The organism is Corynebacterium sp. ACRPE, from assembly GCF_022347435.1.
Taxonomy (GTDB): domain Bacteria; phylum Actinomycetota; class Actinomycetes; order Mycobacteriales; family Mycobacteriaceae; genus Corynebacterium; species Corynebacterium tuberculostearicum_D.
Genome location: NZ_JAKRNA010000011.1, coordinates 16,148 through 35,341, shown reverse-complemented (window position 1 = coordinate 35,341; position 19,194 = coordinate 16,148). Strand labels below are relative to the sequence as shown.

The window sequence follows — 19,194 nt, the reverse complement described above, 5'->3', positions numbered from 1 at the left end:
AGGCTGGCATCAATGGCTAGGCTGGTGGACTATGTCGGATACGCAGAAACTCAATCACTTGCTCCACCTCGCGCACACGCGAGTGCTCAACGCAGAAGAACTGGAGTCTCTCAATGCCTTAAACGGCGGCCTTGCAGAATTGCTAGGACTGCAGTTCACCCACGTGGGCCCGCGCGAGGCCCGTGCGAAACTGCAGGTGCTGCCGGAGCATCACCAGCCCTGGGGAGTAGCCAACGGTGGGTTGTATTGCTCCATCGCAGAAACCGTGGCCTCCATTGCCAGCGTTGCGGCTGCCGACGCCCCCGCGGTCGGCGTTAATAACTCCAGCGACTTCATCCGCTCCACAGGTGAGGGCGAGCTAGAAGCCGTGGCTACACCCGTGCAGCTAGGCGGCCGCACCCACGTGTGGAGCGTCGAGATGCGGCAAGGCCGCGACCTTATCGCCCGCACCACCTTGCGCACAATGATTCTGCGCTAGTTCACCCGAGCGGCGGTAAAAGTCATGCCGTGGGTGGAAAGCCGCTCAAGATAGGACTTTCCAAGCCCGGTGGCCGGGGTAAGTACGCCGCCTGCGCGGCTAGTAGCGGAGCGCGAATCGAGCAAGCAGAGCGCAGCCTGGCTCAGCATCATTGCGGTGACTTCATAGCCTGGGTCGCCTTGTGCCGACACAGTTGCCCGCCAGCGTTCGCCATCTTCGGTAATGCCGTGGTGGCTGACCTGGAAATGTGCGCCGCTAGGTCCGGGTTTGGGCAGGATCTTTTCCACCAGTGGGCGCAGGCGCGATTGAGTGCCATCAAAAAGTAGCTTGGTGGCGAGCGCCAGCCCATAGGCGCGTGCGCGACCGGGAAGACCGGTGCCAGCCCACCATGCTTCCTTGTAAAACAGACGTGCTCCCCACGCGCGCCCCAGCAGAGCGTTAGAGCGGCGCACCACGCGGGTATTAAACATGGACATGAAAAATGGTCCTACCCAGCCCACGCCGTCGACCTCTTTAATTTCGAAGTCATTCTGGAGGCCGTCTAAGCGTGGTCCGGCCTTGGGATCTGGGTCCAGCGAGTAAGGATTGTGCAGGTTACGGGCTACCTCTTTGTCCGCGTGCGCGGCATGCGAGACCTGCAGGGAAGACTCGATGGTGCCTGGCGAGATTCCGCCTTTGAGCTTGTCGACGACCATCTGTACTCGTGCAAACGGCTTTCCTGCTGCCTGGTAGAGATTGAGTATGCCAATATCCGAGGGCACGGAATCAAAGCCACAGGAGTGAACGATGCGCGCACCCGTGGATTGGGCAGTGGCGTGGTGAGAATCGATGCTCCGGCGAATAAAGGGAACCTCACCGCAGAGGTCAACATAATCTACGCCATGGCGCGCACAGGCGGCAACGACGTGGCCGCCATACAGGCTGTAGGGACCCACCACGGTGATTAGTACCTTGGTATTTTCCACCATGTGCTCTACAGCGTCGGCATCATCGGCGGCGGCGATGGCGATGTCCCAGTGCTGATTGAGTTCATCGCGCAGCGCGGCTAGCACCGGTCGGTTCCGGCCGGCCAGAGTCACAGAGGGCGCGTTAATCGAGGCAAGGTAGCGCGCCACCAATTGGCCGACCAGCCCGGTAGCGCCGTAAACAGTGATATCGCTCATAGTGTACGAGCGTACCGGAGGGATTAGAGCCAGTGGTTCTTTCGGAACCAAGCCCACAGGCCTACCACTACCAAGATCATAATGATAATTGCCATGGGGTACCCCAGCGCCCAGTGCAGCTCCGGCATGATGTCGAAGTTCATCCCGTAGATACCCGCCACCAGGGTAGGCGCGGCCCACATGCCAACGACCGCGGAAATGGTGCGCATATCCGAGTTCTGTTGCATCGTTACCTTGGCCACGGAGGCGTCGATAAGCGAGGTAAGGCGCTCATCGAAGCTGGAGACCTGGTCCTTGACCACTAGCTCATGGTCGTTGACGTCGCGCAGGTAGGAGCGCAATTGTTTGGAAATTAAATCCTTGTGGTCAGAAACCATGGACTTCAGCGCCACTGAGAGCGGGTCAATGGCATGCTTCATCTCTAGCACCTCGCGCTTGAACATGTAGATGCGGTCCACATCAAACTTGAGGCTCGGGGTGAAGATTTCTTCTTCCAGCTCATCGACTTCGATGCTGATAAGGCGGGAAATCTCCGAGTAGCGGTCCACCATCATATCCAGGATCTTCCAGGCCATGGCCACCGGTCCAAGCTCCACCAAGTCCTGTTCATCTTCTACCGTATAAGCCAGGTTGGGCAGCTTTGCGCCGTGGCGCACGGTGATGATGAAGTTGGAGCCCATGATCATCTGGATCTCACCGGTGGAAATGATCTGGCGCTTATCCGTGACCTCATCGTGATCGCGGTAGTTCACGGAACGCGCGACCACGAAGAGCTGATCATCGTAACGCTCGAGCTTGGGGCGCTGGTGGGCCATAACGACGTCTTCCACGATAAGTTCATGGATGCCAAACTGGGAAGCCACTTTGGTCATTTGGGACTCGTAGGGCTCATGGAGGCCCACCCAAATAAATCCGCGGCCGTATTCCTCTATGGCTTCCAGCGCGGAGCTGGTGGAATACTCCCCGGGAAGCGCCTCGCCATCCACAAAGACGCGGCAATGTTCGATGGCGCGCTCCGGTGGTACCGGCAGGGAAGTAGGCTTACTAGGAGGCTCGGATTTCTTGCGGCCCCTAAAGGGTGAAGGTACGGATGGCATCTTTTCAGCCTCCTTTGCGCGGTAGTGCGGGTATTTTCCCAATGGGCAGGCAGCGATTTTACGCAGCGGGTAAATCTTACACCGAAGCCGGGTAATATAATCGAATCTATGCCTACGTGGAAAGAAGTAACCGAAGCTAATCCCGAGCACTCCCATAACTTTGCCCGCAAATGGAAGGTGCTTGCCGCACAGGGCAAAGACATCAATGGCGAGGCCCGGCTTATCGACGCCATGGTGGAGCGCAACTCCACCATCCTCGATGCCGGCTGTGGCACCGGCCGCGTCGGCGGCGAGCTGCTTCGCCGTGGCCACAGCGTTGTGGGCGTCGATGTAGACCCCATTCTCATCGAGCACGCTGAGCACGATTTCCCAGAGGGTCAATGGTTCGTGGGAGATCTGTGCGAGGAAGAGGTGCCAGAAGGCCCCTTTGATATCGCCGTGTCCGCGGGCAATGTCATGGGCTTTCTAGCGAAGGACGGCCGCGAAGCCGCGCTGCGCAATATCTATAATTCCCTAAAACCAGGCGGTCGCCTCGTCAGTGGCTTTGGCGAGGGCCGTGGGTGGGAATTTGCTGATTTCCTCGACATGGCGCAGAAGGTGGGCTACCGAGTCGACTTCACTTTCTCCTCGTGGGACATGAAGCTCTTCTCGGAGCATTCCACCTTCCTCGTCGCCGTCCTTTCGCGGCCCGGCTCAGACCTTCTGGCTTAAAAGCGCCTATCGGCTTGGTCGAAGAAATCGACCTCATGGTGGCTGGCGGTAATATAGGCGCGCTCGGCACGCAGGCGGGTGCGCTCATCCGCCCCGGCGAGAGCTTGTTCGACGATGTCGAGGCTCGCGCGAACCCCGTTGAGGAAGTCCTCGCCGCCGTACATGGAAAGCCAGGAGTGATAGGGGTGTTCGGGGGAATCAAATTCTGCAAGGTGGAGGCCTACCTCTGCATATAGCCAGTAGCAGGGCAGTACCGCCGCAGCACCTACCACGTAGTCATCCGTATGCGTCGAGCGGATAAGGAAATCCGTATAGGCGCTAGTTACCCGGGAGGCTGCGGTCGTGATATCGCTCTCGAGCCACCCGCGGTGCAGCTCCGCCTCTACAGCCAAGCAATCATGCGCTCCCTCAGCCCAGTGCAGTTGCTGTGCCGCTTCTGGGGCTTGGCTGGCGAGGCGAGCCAACGCCTTGGAGTAAGCATTCAGGTACTGGGCATCTTGGTCGAGGTAGAAGCCAAAGGCATCCTTCTCCAACGCTCCCGTGCCCAAGGCCCGAATAAAGGGCAGCGCCTTGATCGCCTCCCAGTGGTCCCCGGCTAGGTTCCACAGGCGTTGCGTGTGTGGGCCGGCCGCAGGAACGCGGGGCTGGTCGACGTTTTCCGGTTCTACCAGGTTGCCGGATAAGTACGGCTGGGGCAGGGTAGAGGCAGCCTGCATGAGACGCTGCGAGCGATGCAGGTGGTCCACGGGCCCGTGTCCCTTGCCCACGTGAAGCGCATCCGCATGGGCAATGGCCTCGTGCAGCCATTGGGTGGACCACGTTAGAGCTGCCGCGGGACTATCGCCGGCTCCCAGGCGAGTGGCTAGGGCAGAGGAAAGGGAACAGCCAGTACCATGCGTATTCTTCGTGTCCACACGGCTGGAAGCAACGCGGTGCACAGCCTCATCCGCATTGACCACCGCATTATCGGCGATGTCGGAATCGAGGTGCCCGCCCTTGACGACGACCGCGGTACCAGCACCCTTCGCCCATTCCTTCGCCGTGGCAATAGCCTCTTCTAGGTCGCTCGCCTCGTCCGTCTGGGTAAGGACTGCCAATTCCTTCAAGTTGGGGGTGATGAGGTCCACCTGGGAGCAGAGTTCGCGCACGGCCTGTTCTGCTTCCTCTTCCAGCAGGCGGTCTCCGCTGGTAGCCACCATGACCGGATCAAGGACCACGGGAACATCGTCCGGCAGGCGGCGCAGGAAGTCTGCGACCTTGGCGGTAATGGCGGCGTCGGCAAGCATGCCAATCTTTACCGCATCAATCTCCACATCATCGATGACGGAGTCTAGCTGCTCCTGCAGAAAGTCGACCGGTGGTACGTGGACGCTGCGAACGCCCTGGGTGTTTTGAGCCACCAACGCCGTCACCACGCTCATACCGTAGCCGCCTGCGGCAGAGATGGATTTCAGATCGGCTTGAATGCCTGCTCCGCCGGTGGGATCGGTTCCGGCAATGGACAGTACTCGGGGATAGATGCCTTTAGCCATGGAAAGCCTCCTTAAGGTGAGCGGCGGCTGCTGCGGGGTCCTTGGCCGCCATGATGTCGCTGACTACGCAAATTCCAGCAAAGTCGCTGCCCGCCAGCTCGTGCGCATTATGGGTCTTGATTCCGCCGATGGCGACGGATTCGATACCTCGCTCATGTGCGGCGTGGGCGAGTGCTGCGGCCGCAGCCGTACCCATGCCGGCTGGGGCGTTTTTCTTCGTTGCAGTCGAATGCACGGGCCCGATGCCGATGACATCTGGGCGCGCATCGTCCGCAATAGCAGCAAGCTCCTCGTTACTGCCGATGGATAAGCCAATAAGCTGGTCCTCACCTAGCTTCTCCCGGGCCTCGCGAAAAGCCATATCATCCTGCCCAATGTGTAGGTGGCAGCCGAGTTTTGCGGCCACTTCTACGCGGTCATTGATGAATAGCGGGACATCGCCCAGTACGCCAAGCAGCTCGCGGGCCGTGCGCTCAATCTGTTCATCGCTAGCTTCCTTGTCCCGGAGTTGGACGACGCTAACGCCGCCGCGTACAGCCTCCTGCACGATGGAGACCACGTTGTCTCGCCCGCCAGCTAGATCTGGATCGGTGACCAGGTAGAGAGTCCAGTCAATAGACACTTAAACCTCCTCGACGTCAGTGAGCTTGACCAGGCCCTCGATATCCGCCGTTGGGACATCGTAGAGCGCATCCAGCCAAGCGACGGCAAAGGAGCCGGGGGCGTGGTGTTTTTCGGCGGCCACGCTACCTGCCGCGCCAACGTGCGCGTGGGCGGCGATGATCGCTTCGAAAGCATCCTCCCACGCTGCCAGATATGCGGCGCAGATAGCACCAAGCGAACAGCCGGTACCGATGACGTTCTGGAGCATCGGGTGCCCCGATTCGAGGTAGACGGCACGCGTTGTATCGCCGACGTGGACGATAAGGTCCCGTGGGCCGGAAATGGCCACGACGGCGCCGGTATCCCGGGAAAGTGCTACTGCCGAATCTAGGGCGGCTTCCACGCCATCGGTGGATTCGACGCCTCGGCCGCCCTGCCCGGTTCCTGCGAGGGCAATTATTTCTGATGCATTACCCCGAATCGCGGCCGGTCCAAGTGGCAGCACCTCGCGCATGAATTCGGTGCGGTGGCTCAGGCCGCCGGCGCCTACCGGATCGAGTACCCAGGGGGTGTGGGCGGAGTTCGCCCCGGCGATGGCCTCGCGCATGCCGCCGTATTGCTCGGAGCTGGGCGTACCGCAATTGATGAGTACGCCGCTGGCTACCTGCGCGAATTCGCGCGATTCCTCCGGCGTATCGACCATCGCCGGGCTAGCTCCGATTGCCAGCAGGGTATTGGCGGTGACGTTGCTGACGACCTTATTGGTCAAACATTGAATAAGCGGCGTGGACTCGCGCACAGCGTCGTGTGCGCGCAGAAAAGCATGATCCACAACTATCCCTTCGCTAGTTCTAACTGAGTGCAGGTTCGATGGGTATTTCTCAGCCGCACCGCGTGCGGCACCCCATGTTGCGTGTCTCAGCCTAACAAAGGTCACGGAAACTATGTGCGAAAATCGACGTCCGGGCTCCCCAGTAGGGGAATCGCCGGCGCTAGCAGCAGTGGTCCGGGAAAATAAAAATCGCCGCCCAGGACCTGCTTTTGCAGCAGGTGGGGCGGCGATGTGCGAGCGAGGAGGTATTACTTCTCGTTCTTGTTAATGATATTGCGTGCGATGCGCTGCTGGGTGGTGATCTCCAGATTGCCGCGATCGCGGGAGAGGATATTGGTTGCCCAGTTAACCAGAACGGCCAAGCGGCTGCGCAGACCAATAACGTAGGTCAGGTGCAGGCCGAGCCATGCTACCCAACCGGCAAAGCCACCGAACTCAGTCTTGCCCAGCTTAACGACGGCGTTGAAGCGCTTGACAATGGCCATGGAGCCCTTGTCAAAGTAGTCGAAGGCTTCCTTCTCATTAGCGGTAGATTCCTCGTCCACCTTGGCCTGAATGAGCTTAGCGACGTGCGCGCCACCCTGGATTGCAACCTGTGCCAGACCTGGCAGGCGGTTGAGGGAGATCATGTCACCGACCATGTAGACGTTATTGTGCTCGCCCACGGTCAGGTCCTCGTTGACGGAGACGCGACCTGCGCGGTCTGCCTCGACGCCAGCCTGCTCTGCAACCATCTTGCCCAGTGGGGAAGCGGCCACACCAGCGGACCAGATCTTGGTAGCACCCGTCAGGGTGGTTTCCTCCTCTGTCTTCATGTCCTTGTAGGTGACGGTGTCCGCGGTTACATCGGTCACCATAGCGTTCAGGTGCACCTGTACGCCTTCCTTCTCCAGAGTGCGCTGAGCCTTGCGGCCCAGGCGCTTGCCAAATGGCGGCAGTACCTGTGGGGCGCCATCGAGCAGGTAAATCTTGGCCGAGGTGGTGCCGTAGTTGGAGTAGACATCGTTGAGGGTACGGTTTGCCAATTCGGCAATCTGGCCGGTGAGCTCAACGCCGGTCGGGCCAGCACCAACGATGATGAAGGTAAGCAGGCGCTCGCGCTCTGCGGGGTCGTCAGTAAGCTCAGCCTTTTCAAACGCCGAGATGATGCGAGAGCGCAGTTCCAGGGCATCGTCCAAGGTCTTCATGCCTGGGGCGAATTCAGCGAAGTGGTCGTTGCCAAAGTAGGACTGACCGGAACCTGCGGCGACAACCAGAGAGTCATAAGCGTAGGTGCGGGAGAACTCGTCCTGCTCGGCGGTCACCGTCTGATCCGCCAGGTTGATATCAGTAACCTCAGCGTTGACGAAGTGGACGTTGTCCTGATCGCGCAGCAGCTGGCGGGTGGAAGGGGCAACCTCACCGGCGGAAATCATGCCGGTTGCTACCTGGTACAGCATCGGCTGGAACAGGTGGTGGTTCTTCTTATCGATGAGGGTGATTTCCACATCGGCGTTCTTCAGCTTCTGAACGGTGTTGAGACCACCGAAGCCGGCGCCAACCACGACGACGTGGTGGCGGCCACCGTTGGGGCGATAAGGGGTATCAGTCATGGATTTAATGCGACCTTCCTTAAGAAAGCTAATGTTTAGTACCCGTACAGTCTAAACACTTCAAACAGAACGCGCATACTTAATGACTGATAAACTTCCGCCGCTGCGTTGCGGTTTCCGTGGGAAGAACCGGCGCGGCTGTCCGGAGCGCCTCAACCGGGGTGCGCACAAAGCTGACTAAGGTTGTTCCGGATAGTGACTTCCTCCGCCCACCAAGGAGCGCACCTGGCATTATGACTTTTAGCCGCCCTGAGCATTTGAGCTCTATCGATGCAGAATCCTGGCCCAATGTGGCTACGGTTCCCGCACCTCGTTGGCCTGGAATGAAAACCCGCCGGGCAGAGGCAGAATTTGCCAAGGCCTGCGATGATGCCGGACTAGAACTAGACCTAGAAGCCGAAGGCGGACCAGATCTCAAGGTGGGGCATGATGCCTTGTTTGAGCGCATTGCCGCTAGCGGTTGGCTGGGATTTGCGGAAAGTTATATGGCAGGAGAGTGGACCGTTACTTCTTCCTCGCAGCTGGTAAAGGTCCTCGGCCGCTTATTGGGAGTGGGTTACCTCCCCAAAGCCAAGATGCTGGGTGCCGGTAAGTCGGAGCCAGGGGAGCTGCCGCTGGAATTGGTTCGACTCTATGCCGGCGATGGTTTAAGCCATGTCGGTGGAATTTTCTCCAGTGGTGTACCGACCACCATAAGGGAAACGGTGGAAAGCTATAGCCCCAAGGCTGGCCGCAAGGAGCCGAAGAGCCACTTCGTCGATGTCACGACGCTGAGTGAGCCCACGAGAGTGGACAGGGATGATCTGGGAGATGCGCAGCGCCGCGCGGCGGATTGGCTGCTTGACGTCACCCGTACCGGCGCCGGAACCCACCTGTTGGTGTACCCGGCTGCCGGAATGCAGCCAGCGATGCGGGCGACTAAGCGACGCGCTACGGTTGACGTTTTGACCAGTGATGTGGACCAAATGAGCCACATGCGCGAGGCCCTCGTACTCGAGGGCGCGGACGATTCCATCCATGTCGAGCGCATTCCCGGCGTCGTCCCGAACCCCAAGCAGTGGCACGGGCACTATGACGCCATCGTCACCGTAGAAAAGGTAGAGCAACTAAACGCTAGTGAGCGCAAAGAGTACATTCGCGCAGTCGACTGGTTCTTGACGCCTAATGGGCGGGCAGGAATCCAATCCATCGTGGCGACCGAGTCGATGACGGAGGCCGGTAAGGCATCGCTTCAGGCCTTGCGAGCCTATGTGTGGCCGGGGTTGGACTATCCGCGCACCACGGAGATGCACCAGCTAGTAGATAAAAACTCTAACCTGCGCATCGTGTCCGAAACACACGTGGGCACCCATTACTTGGAGTCCCTGCGCCAGCAGCGATCCTTTTTTGATGGGCACCTGCGGGAAGCAGCGGCCGCTGGTTTCGACCCAGTCTTCCGCCGCTTGTGGACCTTCCAATTTGCCCTCCGCGAGGCCCTTATGACGCTTGGGATGATTGACTCGGTGCAATTTGGGTTGGCCCACCGCAACCGCGGGGGCCGGCGTTAGGCAGGTGGCCCTTAGGCCGACGGCAGCTCGTCGAAGTTCTTCATCAGATCCGCGCTGGGCACAAAGAAATTGGTGCCTGTAAGCGCGGTGGAGAAGTCCAAGATGCGGTCGTAGTTTCCCTCCGGCTTGCCAATGAACATATTGCGCAGGCGCTCCATGACGTTTTCTGGGTCCTTGGCATAGCCGATGAAGTAAGTGCCCATCTCACCCGCGGCGAAAGAGCCGAAGACCATGTTTTCGCGGTAAATATCTTCCTCAAGGTCATTCAGGGCCACGTGAGAATTAGTGGGCTTGGTATCGTCATCCAACTCGATATCGTCGACCTTGGTGCGGCCGATGACCTTTTCTTGCTCCTTGGTGCTCAGCTCGTTCCACTTGGCCAGGTCGTGGATATATTTTTGAACGGTGACGTAGGAGCCACGGGGGTAGTCGGCGTCGTCGCCAAGCAGCACGGTATCCAAAGCCTCCTCGGCGAGGGGATTGGCGGTGCCATCCACAAAGCCTAGTAAATCGCGCTGGTCCAAGTACTTAAAGCCGTGGGTCTCATCGATAACCCTGGCGGCATCGCCCAGCTGATCCAGTACCTGGCGGGCCATCTCATGGCACAGGTCATAGGTATTCGCACGGAAGTGGAGAAGAATATCGCCCGGCGTGGCCGGGGCCTTATGCGCGGCATCGATTGCCTCAAATTCCTTCAGGCGTTCCGGCATAGGCGCGCTGGTCAAACGTGGCCACATGGAGGCACCAATGCCGACTACGGTATAAAGCTCGCCTTCGTTGTAGCGGAAGTTAACGGACTTAAACAGTCCGGCAAACCCCGTGAGCATATCGCGAGTGGCTTGCTCGCCGCCGTCCTTGATTTCAAGGACGAGGAAGAGAGCTGCGCGGGAAGGCTTATCTACTACGTGCTGAATCGTCATGATGTCGATTCTACGCACCCTGTGGAGATGAGGTCCGTTCGCCGGCTTGGAATCGCCCCTGATAGAGACCTGCTTGGCCGTTATATGCGCTAGTGTGCGTTTTGGTTGAAAACTAACCGATAGCCGGGTGAGAAGATGTGGACATGGATACGAAGAAGTAGAAGAAAAGGAACCGCGCGGCTCTTCGTATTGTTTGCGCGGAAAGACGATTCATATGATGAGTCTTTTGCAGGAGTTGCGCTGACGCGCGCTCAAGAAAAAGCGATGGGACAATGTGTAGACCGCTCAGGGGTAACCTGTTGGACTGAAGAGGCACACCTGCGTGGGTGGAAAGGTCCACTGGATGTAGAACACCATCCGGAAGTGGTTTATATCGTATTTAGCGGTGGACACGCGCAGGGATCGGATCCGTCGAGCGCTGAATTCGATCCAGAGCTTAAGGCCGCATGTGCTACGAGAGGCCTAGCCGAGAAAGAAGTCATCCGCCGTATGAGAAATGACGAGAGCCCAATTGTCGTGAAGGAATGGCACATCTGGGAAGCTTCATTCGGGCGCGTGTTGTCAGGAGCGAACAACAGAAGCGAGGTGCAGGTATCGATGTATGGAGTCAGGAGCTAAAAGGGGGAATGCCACCCCTAGTTAAAATGACATAATGTACATTATCGGACAATTACAGATATCCGGAGGTTATCGTGTGTCGCCCCCATAGGCGCCCCGGGCGCTAACACATCTTCCCGGTCCATCTAGTGGGCCCCGGTTCAGCATCCTTAAATCTCCATGCAATGTTACAGCGCTTTGCTTGGCAACGCCTCGTGGCCTCTGCGTGGTCTCTGCCGCGCCATCCACCGGCCGCCAGACTCAGGCGCAGGTATCGATTCCGGCTGTAGCTTATTGGAGCCCGGATTTGCGGCGGCCGGGCCCATCAATCTTTCGGGACTTCTTCATTCCGGTGCCAACCTTTGGCGGCGGTGTTTCGCTCGGCGACCGAAAACCTAATATGGGGCGAAAATACGCCCTACTGGCGGGACCAAGTACACCACTATATAACGTCACACTGACGTTATTTGAGGAAGTTCCCCCAACACCGTGAAGGACTAATTATCGGTTCCGGTAAGCGCTCCACAGCTGCCAGATAGTCAACAGTGCCAAAAGAACCGAGATGGCCACAATGACCCACATCTGTTGAACGGCCACGAAAATGGTAAAGCCGATGACGACGATGAGTCGCAGCCACATGAACGGGATAATCTGACGGGAATTCACAGGCTTGGCCTTCGCTAGTTCTTCTCGAAGGAAATGCGGAGATTTACCTCGCCGTTTTCCTCGACCTTCGCGGCGAGCATCTCTGGGGTCTCCACGCCATAATCAAGGCGATCAACTGGCACGGTGCCGCCGATGACGATCTGATCGCCATCGCGAAGAACGTCGAAGTCTTGGGAAATCTCGTGCGTTTCATCCTTGATAGTCAGATCTCCGGTGAGCTTGACTGTGCCAATGGTGCCGTCATCCGGGACGTCGGCAAGCGAAGCAGGCTTAGTCAGCTCAAAGGATGCCTCTGGGAAAAGCTGGGTCTCAAAGAGCTTGGACTTCATGTTCTGATCGCGGACCTTCTTGTCCGTGGTCAGCTCGTCCATATCAACAGTGACCGCGGCGGTTTTCAGGGTGGAATCAGAAATATCCGCCTGGCCGGTGACCTCCGTGGTTGAACCCGATGTGGTGGTCTTTTCCGCAGGTAGAACCTCATTAAAGGTAAAACCAACCGAGGTATGGTTATTGGCGCGTCCCTTGGCTACCTCCCAGGTGCCATCGAGCTCCGTTGATGCGGCCTTTGCGCCGTCGGCGGAAACTGGTTCGGTCTTTACTCCGGCGCCCTTGAGGAGCGAATACACCATCGGGCCAATGGCCACGGCGGTGAGCAACACAATCAGCACCACAAAGATGGTGATGACGAGCTTGCGGTTATAAAAAAGCTTTTTCATCTGCTATCGAAGTCCTTCTAGGCGTCGCGCCAGGGCAACAAGCTCTTCGCACAAACCGGCAAGCTCCTGCGCACTAGCGCCTTCCTCCGCGGCGGTATTGATATCTTCTGCGGAACAACGTAGTTCAAAAAGTCCGTCGCGCAAACTCTCTGCCTTTTCTGGAGTAAGGATCACGGCATTGGCGGGAATCCCCGTGCCACTGACGTTATTTCGCTGCTCATAAGCGCGCTGCTTGCAGGAGGCGCTGCAAAACTTCCGTGGCCGTCCCCTACCGCCTTGGTCAATGTCCTTCCCACACCATTGGCAGGAACCGACGTTGCGTTCACGACTAGCTGTACGGATCACCCGATACACTTTAGTCCATTTTGGGCGGGCTGGGAACAAAGACGCGTGGGTGTTCGTTATAATTAGTAGCTCTTAGGCGAAGTTTTGCTTCGCACTCAATCAGGGATCTCTTTGAAAAGGATGATGTTGCATGGCAGATCGCGTACTCCGTGGCAGCCGTATGGGCGCAGTCAGCTACGAAACCGACCGCGACCACGACCTCGCACCGCGCCAGATGGTGAAGTACCGCACCGAAGACGGCGAGATTTATGAGGTGCCTTTCGCGGATGATGCTGAAATCCCTGAAGAATGGATGTGCAAGAACGGCAAGCTGGGCCACCTAGTAGAAGGTGAAGGCGTTGAGTCTAAGCCCGCTAAGCCACCACGCACCCACTGGGATATGCTGCGTGAGCGCCGCTCCATCGAGGAGCTCGATGAGCTGCTTGAAGAGCGCATTAACCACCTGCGCTCCCGCCGCCGTTCCGCAGCTCGCCTCTTGAAGGAACAGCAGGAGCAGCAGCAAAAGAACTCTTAAAGTTCTGCGGCAGCAAAAAGGCCCGTACCTCCCTAGTCTGACTAAGGGACGGTACGGGCCTTATGCGTTGCGGTGGCGCCTACTTCTTCAGCTGCGCAATCTGGTGCTTTGCCAGATGGCCAATCTCGCTGGCGAAGTCAGAAACCCAGCCGGCGCCCTTACGGGCCTGAACGCCTAGGTCATGAATGGAGCCGTCCTTGACTTCACGGTTGACCAACTTGGACACCGCGCCGCCAAAGTCCTGCAGCTGCTCAGCGCGATGAGCAACGCCCCACTTGGTGACCTCGAGCAAAGAATCCTTCACGAAGGAACCATCCAGCTTGGACTCGCCATATTCGCGCTCGGTGAAGGTAATGGGAACTTCGCGAACGTCAAAGCCAGCCTTGACAGCACGGAAGGCCAAATCGACCTGGAAGATGTAGCCGGCCTTGGACAGCTCATCAAAGTCGATGGACTCGAGCAGCTCGCGGCGGAACGCACGGTAGCCGGCGGTCATATCGGACAGCCCAGCGCCCAGCGCTACGGAGATGTAAATATTGCCCAAGCGGGACAGGTACTCACGAGAAGCCGGCCAGTTCACGGTCTCGCCACCCGGGATATAACGGGAGCCGATAACTAGGTCCGCGCCCTTGTCCACCTCTTCCAACAGTAGGTGAAGCTGTTCCGGCGCATGGGAGCCGTCTGCATCCATCTCACACAGCACCTGGTAGTCGCGCTCCAAGCCCCACTCAAAGCCGGCGATATAAGCGCCTAGCAGGCCGCCTTTGCCCTCGCGGTGAAGAACATGGATGTGGTCATCTTGCGCTGCGAACTCATCGGCCTTGTCACCAGTTCCATCGGGAGAGTTATCGTCCACGATGAGGATATGGACCTCTGGGACGGCCTCGCGGACGCGTCCAGTAATGAGAGGAAGATTTTCGATCTCGTTATAGGTCGGGATGATGACCAAGGTCGAGGATTCAAGCGTGCTCACAGTGTTTATGCTCCTACGTATGTATCTGTGCCGGAGCGGCGCGGGGTGCGTCGCAGGCGGTTTGTGCGCAAAGCTACCAGTGCGCAGACTGTTCCAATAATAACCATGAGCCATTGCAGGGGCGAACCAAACCTGACGGAAAAGGTCTCGCCACTACGCAAGGGCAACTGCTCTACTAAGGCATCTGGCGTAAAAATCTCCGTGGACTGGCTAACGTGTCCATCTGGGTGAACAATGGCGGATACTCCAGAAGTCGCCGCCACCACCACGGCTCGGTCCGTCTCCATTGCACGCAATCGGCTCATGGCCAATTGCTGGTAGGTCATATCGGAATGGCCAAAGGTGGCGTTATTGGTGGGAGTAGTCAGCAGTTCTGCACCATTTTTCACCGACTCCCTAAAGGCGCTATCGAAGGAGACCTCGTAGCACGTGGCCACGCCAACCGGCACGCCCGCCATGGAGACCACACCTGGGCCGTCGCCGGGCTTAAAATCGCCGGCGAGGTCCACATAGTCAGAAAATTTGGCAAAGAAATCCCGCATGGGCATAGTTTCGCCGAAAGGTTGTAGGTACTTCTTATAGTGATGGTCTCCCACCGTATGACTAGGAGCGAAGACCTGCATTGTGTTGCGGGCCCCCACCTCATCCCGCGTGGCGGTGCCAACCAAAACAGGTGCGTCTATCGCATCGACGGCGCCGCTGATTGCCGAGGCTGCCTTGCCGTCACGGAATGGGTTGATATCAGAGGAGTTTTCGGGCCAGATGACTAGGTCAATGTCTTTTTCGCGGGCGGCCAGCTTCTTTGTTTCGGCCACGTGGTTGTTGAGGACCGCTTGGCGTTGCCCAGCGAAGTCTAGGCCCATGCGAGGTACGTTTCCTTGGATTGCGGCAACCTTTGCTTCCCCGACAGTGGAATCGTCTCGGTTGATTCCCAAGCCTGCCACCGTCGCGCTTGCAAGGGGAAGGATCGCTGCTAAGAGTGCGACGCTCTTTGCCTTCCATCCACGTTGAATCAGCAGTGCAGCGAGACCGCAACCGCACAGAACCGTGGCTGCGGTAATGAGCGAGGTTCCACCCCACGGAGCCAGGTTGGCTAGCGGTCCGTCGATTTGTCCCCAAGCCAATTTCACCCAAGAAAAACCGCCGAAAGGTACCGAAGAACGCAACACCTCCACCGCGAGGTAGAAGAACGGGAAGACAATAAAACCGTATTTCCACCGCGCTACTGCCGCGCTGCCAATGCCCAGTAGAATTGCGTATACCGAAAGCCATATAGCCAAAGCGATGTATGGGCCGCTGCCTACCAGCTCGCCGATCCAGGGCAGTGTGAGCAGATACAGCACGAGCGAATGTGTTACTGCAAGAAGCGCGCCCACACGGGCGGAAACGTGCCTAGTTCCCCACGGCAGCAAGCTCACGTACAGCAAGCCCACGCCCACAACGGCAGCCCACCACCAGCCACGGGGCTCGATGGCGGCATACGTGAGCAGGCCAGAAAGGCCCGCCACAACGAGGCGGGCAAGAGTCACCATCACTAGCTCTTTCCACCTTTGGACTCGCCACCGGAGGGTCCGAAGTCATCTGGATCCAGGTTTTCGCTCCAACGGCGGATCTCTTCCTCATCCAACACCTCATGCGGGCCAGCATCCTGCGCGCTGGGGTGCCCACTTTGTGTTGCTTGGCCACGACCAAAGGAGCCAAAGTCGCCATAAGAATCGTGCTGCTGTGCCATTGGGGTGGCCTCGTAGATCTTAACGCCCATGTTTTCGATCTTGCGGTACAAGGAGGCCGCCATCATCGTGCGGAAAATGGCGCGGGTCGGCGAGAAGATCAAGAGGGCTCCGAGGATCGTCGTCAAGAAGCCCGGCAAAGAAAGCAACATGCCGCCTACCAAGGTAAGGCCCACATTGCTGGCGGTCTTGCCCACATTGTCGCCGCGCACGACGTACGTACCGTCCCCTGTGCGTTCGACCTGCTTTCCCATCAAGCGGCGCACTTCAATGCCAGCGATGGACATTCCGAAGAACATGGTGACAAAGAGTGCGATAAGCGCCCAGCCAACACCGATCCATTGAGAGACGGCCCAGAAGGTCAGGGTCTCTGCGACCATGTAGAGAGCAAAATACATAAACGGCATGGCCTAAGTCTAACGAGGCAGACTGATAAAGTGCTGGCAACACTCATGCGCGAAGCTGCAGCCGCGGCAGGTTAAACTAGTGCGCATGTTTACTCCTGCGCTTTTTGAAGACCCCCAGTACGGCACGTGCATCCGCATCCACGTTGCCGGCGGCAGCACCCACGCCCAGGATTGGGTCACTTTGGCGCAGTGCGCCAGTGCTGTTGCGGATGGGTATGTCTACATCGACCGGTTCTCCGCAATCGAGTTGCGCGGCATTAAGGATGCGGAGGCACTCAATCAGCAGCTTCAGGAGTTGCGATTGCGCGCCACGGCGATGCCGGTGCTGGCTTCGCCTTTGTCGGCGGAGGCCAAGCACACGGCCCAGGATATCGCGGCTGAGCTAGGAGCGGCGGAAGGCGGTCCCGGACTGGCTGTTATCGCCCACGACGACGTACCGACCGGCGCGGCTGCAGTCAGCCTTAGCATCGACGGGGACGGAGGGCTGCGCCTTGAGCATTCCCCGCTTGGCGACGCCCTCTCTGCCCCACTGACTCCGCACGCTGCCGCCCGACACTATGAGGAGGTACTCCAGCACGCAGATTCCGCGGAGCATAATGTCTCCGCCCTGGCAGAGCCCGGCCCCATTGGTTGGCTGGACGAGCATCTGCCTGCCGGCATCGTTGATCTGGGTGCCGGCGTGCACCGCGGCGCCATCCCTGCCGAGTTTGCGCAGCTCATCGGCCAACTAGAGGTGAACATCACCGTCACTCCGTGGGGCGGATTAGTCTTTCACAATATTGCCGAGGGTGACGCTGAAGTGGTACTGCGCGTACTCGCCCCACGCGGTTTTATCTTCGACATCAACTCTCCCCTGCTACGCGCAGACTGAAAAGAACGCAGGGTTTAGCGCGGCATGTGCCGCCAGATTGGGCGCGGTACAAGCCGCATGACCCACGCGAGGCACTGGAGGGCGCGAGGAATCCACACGGTGCGCGAACGCGGCTTACCGCGCCGTGCATCGCGGTCAATACAACCGACAACTGCCTCGGCCACATCTGCTGGTCGCACAGAAAGCGGCGCCGGCTTCATTCCTTCCGTCATGCTTCCGATGACAAAGCCAGGGCGCGCGGTGATAAGACCCACTTGGCTGCCATGCAGCTTATCGGCAAGGCCTTGGCAGAAGGCATCAAGACCGGCCTTGGTGGAGCCGTATACGTAATTCGCGCGGCGAGGGCGCCAGCCTGCGATCGAGGAAAATGCGACGATGTGGCCGCGGTGCATGCGCTCGGCCACCAACGTGAGCAGGGAAATTTGGGCCGCATAGTCGATCGTGGCGATGTCGACCGCGTGGGAAGCATCGCGTTCCGCCCGCTGCTGATCGCCCAAGATGCCGAAGGCTACAACGGCAAGCTCGAGGGGGCCTGCCAGCTCTATGGCGCGATCGACCACACCGGCATGGGACGGAAAATCTGCGGCGTCAAAATCAAGCAGATGGACGCTGCGCGCACCCGCCGCCCGGAGCTGGTCTTCCACGCCTTCCATACCGTGGGTGCCACGAGCGGCGAGCACAATATCTTGGCCTGGGGCTACTCTCCTAGCGATTTCTCCGCCAATATCGCTGCGGCCGCCCAGAATCAGTACGCCAGCCATTAACGGACGTCACGCGGAGCTTGGTTCAGGGACTCGTAGCCATCGTTGGTAAGCACCACGATGTCTTCCAAACGCATACCCCACTTGCCTTCCAAGTAAATACCCGGCTCGATGGAAAAGGCCATGCCCTCCTCCAAGGCGAGATCGTTGCCTTCCATAATGAAGGGCTCCTCGTGCGTGGACAGGCCGATGCCATGTCCAGTGCGGTGGACAAAGTAGTCGCCCCAGCCTGCTGCAGAGATCGCCTGGCGGGTGATGGCATCGATGTCTGCGGCGGTGCTGCCGGGGTGGGCTGCGGCGCGGGCGGCAGCTTGGGCGTCGGCAAGCACGGCATAGGCATCCTGGAAATCCTGCGGGGCCGTGGAAATATCCCCGCCCACTACGTAGGTGCGGGTGCAATCGGAGTGGTAGCCGGAAGGCAGAGTGCCTCCGATATCGACGACGACTGGTTCTCCCTCAGCCAGCACGCGATCCGAAAAGCTATGGTGCGGGTTGGCGCCATTCGGGCCCGATCCGACGATGACGAAATCGATAACGGAGTGCTCCTGCAGGATGAGCTTTTCCAGTTCGTGGGCCACCTCGGCCTCGGTGCGGCCGGCCTGCAAAAGCTGTGGAACTTGCGCGTGGACTGCGTCGATGGCATGGCCAGCCTTGCGCAGCTCAGCAATCTCAGCCTCATCCTTGCGGGTAAAGAGTTCGGCCAGTGCGTAAGTGGCCAGTTCATAGCTGGCGTGTGGAAGCAGATCTTGGAAACGCAGCACGTGGTCTGCAGTCAGCGACTGTCCCAGCGCTACCTTGCCTAGTCCGTCGCCTGCGCCACGCAGTGCAAGCTCATAAGGATTTTCTCCGTCATTCCAGCCACGCAACTCTACATCCAGCTCACCTACCGGTGCAGCCTTGATATCGGTGATATCGGTATTAGGCGCGACGATCCATGCATTGCCCTGCTGAGGCACGACCAAGACCGTCAGGCGTTCGTGGGAAGAGACCCAGGAGCCGGTGAGGTAGGCAAAGTCTGGCCCCGTGCCAATGAGGAGCAGATCGATGCCCTTGTCTGCAGCCGCCTTTTGGGCGGCGTGCAGACGCTGGGCGTAGACATCAGCGGAAAAAGTCTGAGTATCAGTCATGCCCCAGAGTCT

The 19,194-nt window shown here is 58.8% G+C and carries 20 protein-coding genes and 1 riboswitch; of the genes, 5 read left to right on the top strand and 15 right to left on the bottom strand.

Annotated elements, in window-relative coordinates:
* Positions 1-31: 31 nt before the first annotated feature.
* Entirely contained in the window at positions 32-478 is a 447-nt protein-coding gene (locus MHY13_RS06890) for a PaaI family thioesterase (RefSeq protein WP_239282511.1), read from the top strand.
* Here MHY13_RS06890 and MHY13_RS06885 read toward each other — a convergent pair.
* On the bottom strand, positions 475-1,641 hold the full coding sequence (locus MHY13_RS06885) for a trans-acting enoyl reductase family protein (RefSeq protein ID WP_239282509.1): 1,167 nt from the start codon (positions 1,639-1,641) through the stop codon (positions 475-477). The genes MHY13_RS06890 and MHY13_RS06885 overlap by 4 nt on opposite strands.
* Before the next feature lie 23 nt (positions 1,642-1,664).
* Positions 1,665-2,738, bottom strand: a complete 1,074-nt coding sequence (locus MHY13_RS06880; RefSeq protein WP_204609105.1) for a magnesium and cobalt transport protein CorA — start codon at positions 2,736-2,738, stop codon at positions 1,665-1,667.
* A 108-nt stretch (positions 2,739-2,846) separates the two neighbouring features.
* Between MHY13_RS06880 and MHY13_RS06875 the strand changes: the two genes are divergently transcribed.
* Positions 2,847-3,449, top strand: coding sequence for a bifunctional 2-polyprenyl-6-hydroxyphenol methylase/3-demethylubiquinol 3-O-methyltransferase UbiG (locus MHY13_RS06875; RefSeq protein ID WP_239282507.1), 603 nt, complete (start codon positions 2,847-2,849; stop codon positions 3,447-3,449).
* On the opposite strand, the gene MHY13_RS06870 is transcribed toward MHY13_RS06875, so the two are convergent.
* From MHY13_RS06870 to MHY13_RS06855, 4 genes are all read right to left on the bottom strand, one after another.
* A complete protein-coding gene (locus MHY13_RS06870; RefSeq protein ID WP_239282505.1) occupies positions 3,446-4,981 on the bottom strand; it encodes a bifunctional hydroxymethylpyrimidine kinase/phosphomethylpyrimidine kinase in 1,536 nt (511 codons plus the stop codon). The two genes, MHY13_RS06875 and MHY13_RS06870, sit on opposite strands and share 4 nt — an antisense overlap.
* On the bottom strand, positions 4,974-5,603 hold the full coding sequence (gene thiE, locus MHY13_RS06865) for a thiamine phosphate synthase (protein ID WP_239282503.1): 630 nt from the start codon (positions 5,601-5,603) through the stop codon (positions 4,974-4,976). The genes MHY13_RS06870 and thiE overlap by 8 nt, the downstream gene beginning before the upstream one ends.
* Positions 5,604-6,416 (bottom strand): hydroxyethylthiazole kinase, encoded by an 813-nt coding sequence (gene thiM, locus MHY13_RS06860; protein WP_239282501.1) that lies wholly within the window; start codon positions 6,414-6,416, stop codon positions 5,604-5,606.
* A riboswitch (TPP riboswitch) is annotated at positions 6,404-6,501 on the bottom strand. Its footprint overlaps the gene before it by 13 nt.
* A gap of 163 nt (positions 6,502-6,664) precedes the next feature.
* Positions 6,665-8,008 (bottom strand): NAD(P)/FAD-dependent oxidoreductase, encoded by a 1,344-nt coding sequence (locus MHY13_RS06855; RefSeq protein WP_005324756.1) that lies wholly within the window; start codon positions 8,006-8,008, stop codon positions 6,665-6,667.
* 233 nt (positions 8,009-8,241) lie between these two features.
* Between MHY13_RS06855 and MHY13_RS06850 the strand changes: the two genes are divergently transcribed.
* Positions 8,242-9,555: a class I SAM-dependent methyltransferase gene (locus MHY13_RS06850; RefSeq protein WP_239282499.1), complete on the top strand. Its 1,314-nt coding sequence runs from the start codon at positions 8,242-8,244 to the stop codon at positions 9,553-9,555.
* A gap of 11 nt (positions 9,556-9,566) precedes the next feature.
* Here MHY13_RS06850 and MHY13_RS06845 read toward each other — a convergent pair whose 3' ends face one another.
* The 4 genes from MHY13_RS06845 to MHY13_RS06830 form a co-directional block, all read right to left on the bottom strand.
* On the bottom strand, positions 9,567-10,475 hold the full coding sequence (locus MHY13_RS06845; RefSeq protein WP_239282497.1) for a Dyp-type peroxidase: 909 nt from the start codon (positions 10,473-10,475) through the stop codon (positions 9,567-9,569).
* Between the two features lie 1,098 nt (positions 10,476-11,573).
* Entirely contained in the window at positions 11,574-11,738 is a 165-nt protein-coding gene (locus MHY13_RS06840) for a hypothetical protein (protein ID WP_204611469.1), read from the bottom strand.
* 14 nt (positions 11,739-11,752) lie between these two features.
* Entirely contained in the window at positions 11,753-12,454 is a 702-nt protein-coding gene (locus MHY13_RS06835) for a YceI family protein (protein ID WP_239282495.1), read from the bottom strand.
* A gap of 3 nt (positions 12,455-12,457) precedes the next feature.
* Positions 12,458-12,799, bottom strand: a complete 342-nt coding sequence (locus MHY13_RS06830) for a hypothetical protein (protein ID WP_034655353.1) — start codon at positions 12,797-12,799, stop codon at positions 12,458-12,460.
* Positions 12,800-12,929: 130 nt separating this feature from the next.
* Between MHY13_RS06830 and MHY13_RS06825 the strand changes: the two genes are divergently transcribed.
* Positions 12,930-13,313, top strand: coding sequence for an RNA polymerase-binding protein RbpA (locus tag MHY13_RS06825; RefSeq protein WP_023021567.1), 384 nt, complete (start codon positions 12,930-12,932; stop codon positions 13,311-13,313).
* 79 nt (positions 13,314-13,392) lie between these two features.
* Here MHY13_RS06825 and MHY13_RS06820 read toward each other — a convergent pair whose 3' ends face one another.
* From MHY13_RS06820 to MHY13_RS06810, 3 genes are read right to left on the bottom strand one after another with little or no spacing between them, the layout of a single operon-like run.
* Positions 13,393-14,286 (bottom strand): polyprenol monophosphomannose synthase, encoded by an 894-nt coding sequence (locus MHY13_RS06820; RefSeq protein WP_005324764.1) that lies wholly within the window; start codon positions 14,284-14,286, stop codon positions 13,393-13,395.
* A gap of 5 nt (positions 14,287-14,291) precedes the next feature.
* The gene (lnt, locus tag MHY13_RS06815) at positions 14,292-15,821 is read right to left on the bottom strand and encodes an apolipoprotein N-acyltransferase (RefSeq protein WP_239282493.1); all 1,530 of its coding nucleotides are present in this window, start codon (positions 15,819-15,821) and stop codon (positions 14,292-14,294) included.
* The gene (locus tag MHY13_RS06810) at positions 15,821-16,423 is read right to left on the bottom strand and encodes an FxsA family protein (protein WP_204609088.1); all 603 of its coding nucleotides are present in this window, start codon (positions 16,421-16,423) and stop codon (positions 15,821-15,823) included. Before MHY13_RS06810 ends, lnt begins: the two co-directional genes overlap by 1 nt.
* 85 nt (positions 16,424-16,508) lie before the next feature.
* On the opposite strand from MHY13_RS06810, the gene MHY13_RS06805 reads away from it, so the two are divergent.
* Positions 16,509-17,294 carry a precorrin-3B synthase gene (locus MHY13_RS06805; protein ID WP_239282491.1) on the top strand — a complete coding sequence of 262 codons (786 nt, stop codon included), beginning with the start codon at positions 16,509-16,511 and terminating at the stop codon, positions 17,292-17,294.
* 14 nt (positions 17,295-17,308) lie between these two features.
* Here MHY13_RS06805 and MHY13_RS06800 read toward each other — a convergent pair whose 3' ends face one another.
* On the bottom strand, positions 17,309-18,055 hold the full coding sequence (locus MHY13_RS06800) for an SDR family oxidoreductase (protein WP_239282489.1): 747 nt from the start codon (positions 18,053-18,055) through the stop codon (positions 17,309-17,311).
* Positions 18,055-19,182 (bottom strand): Xaa-Pro peptidase family protein, encoded by a 1,128-nt coding sequence (locus MHY13_RS06795; protein WP_239282487.1) that lies wholly within the window; start codon positions 19,180-19,182, stop codon positions 18,055-18,057. Before MHY13_RS06795 ends, MHY13_RS06800 begins: the two co-directional genes overlap by 1 nt.
* Positions 19,183-19,194: the final 12 nt, after the last annotated feature.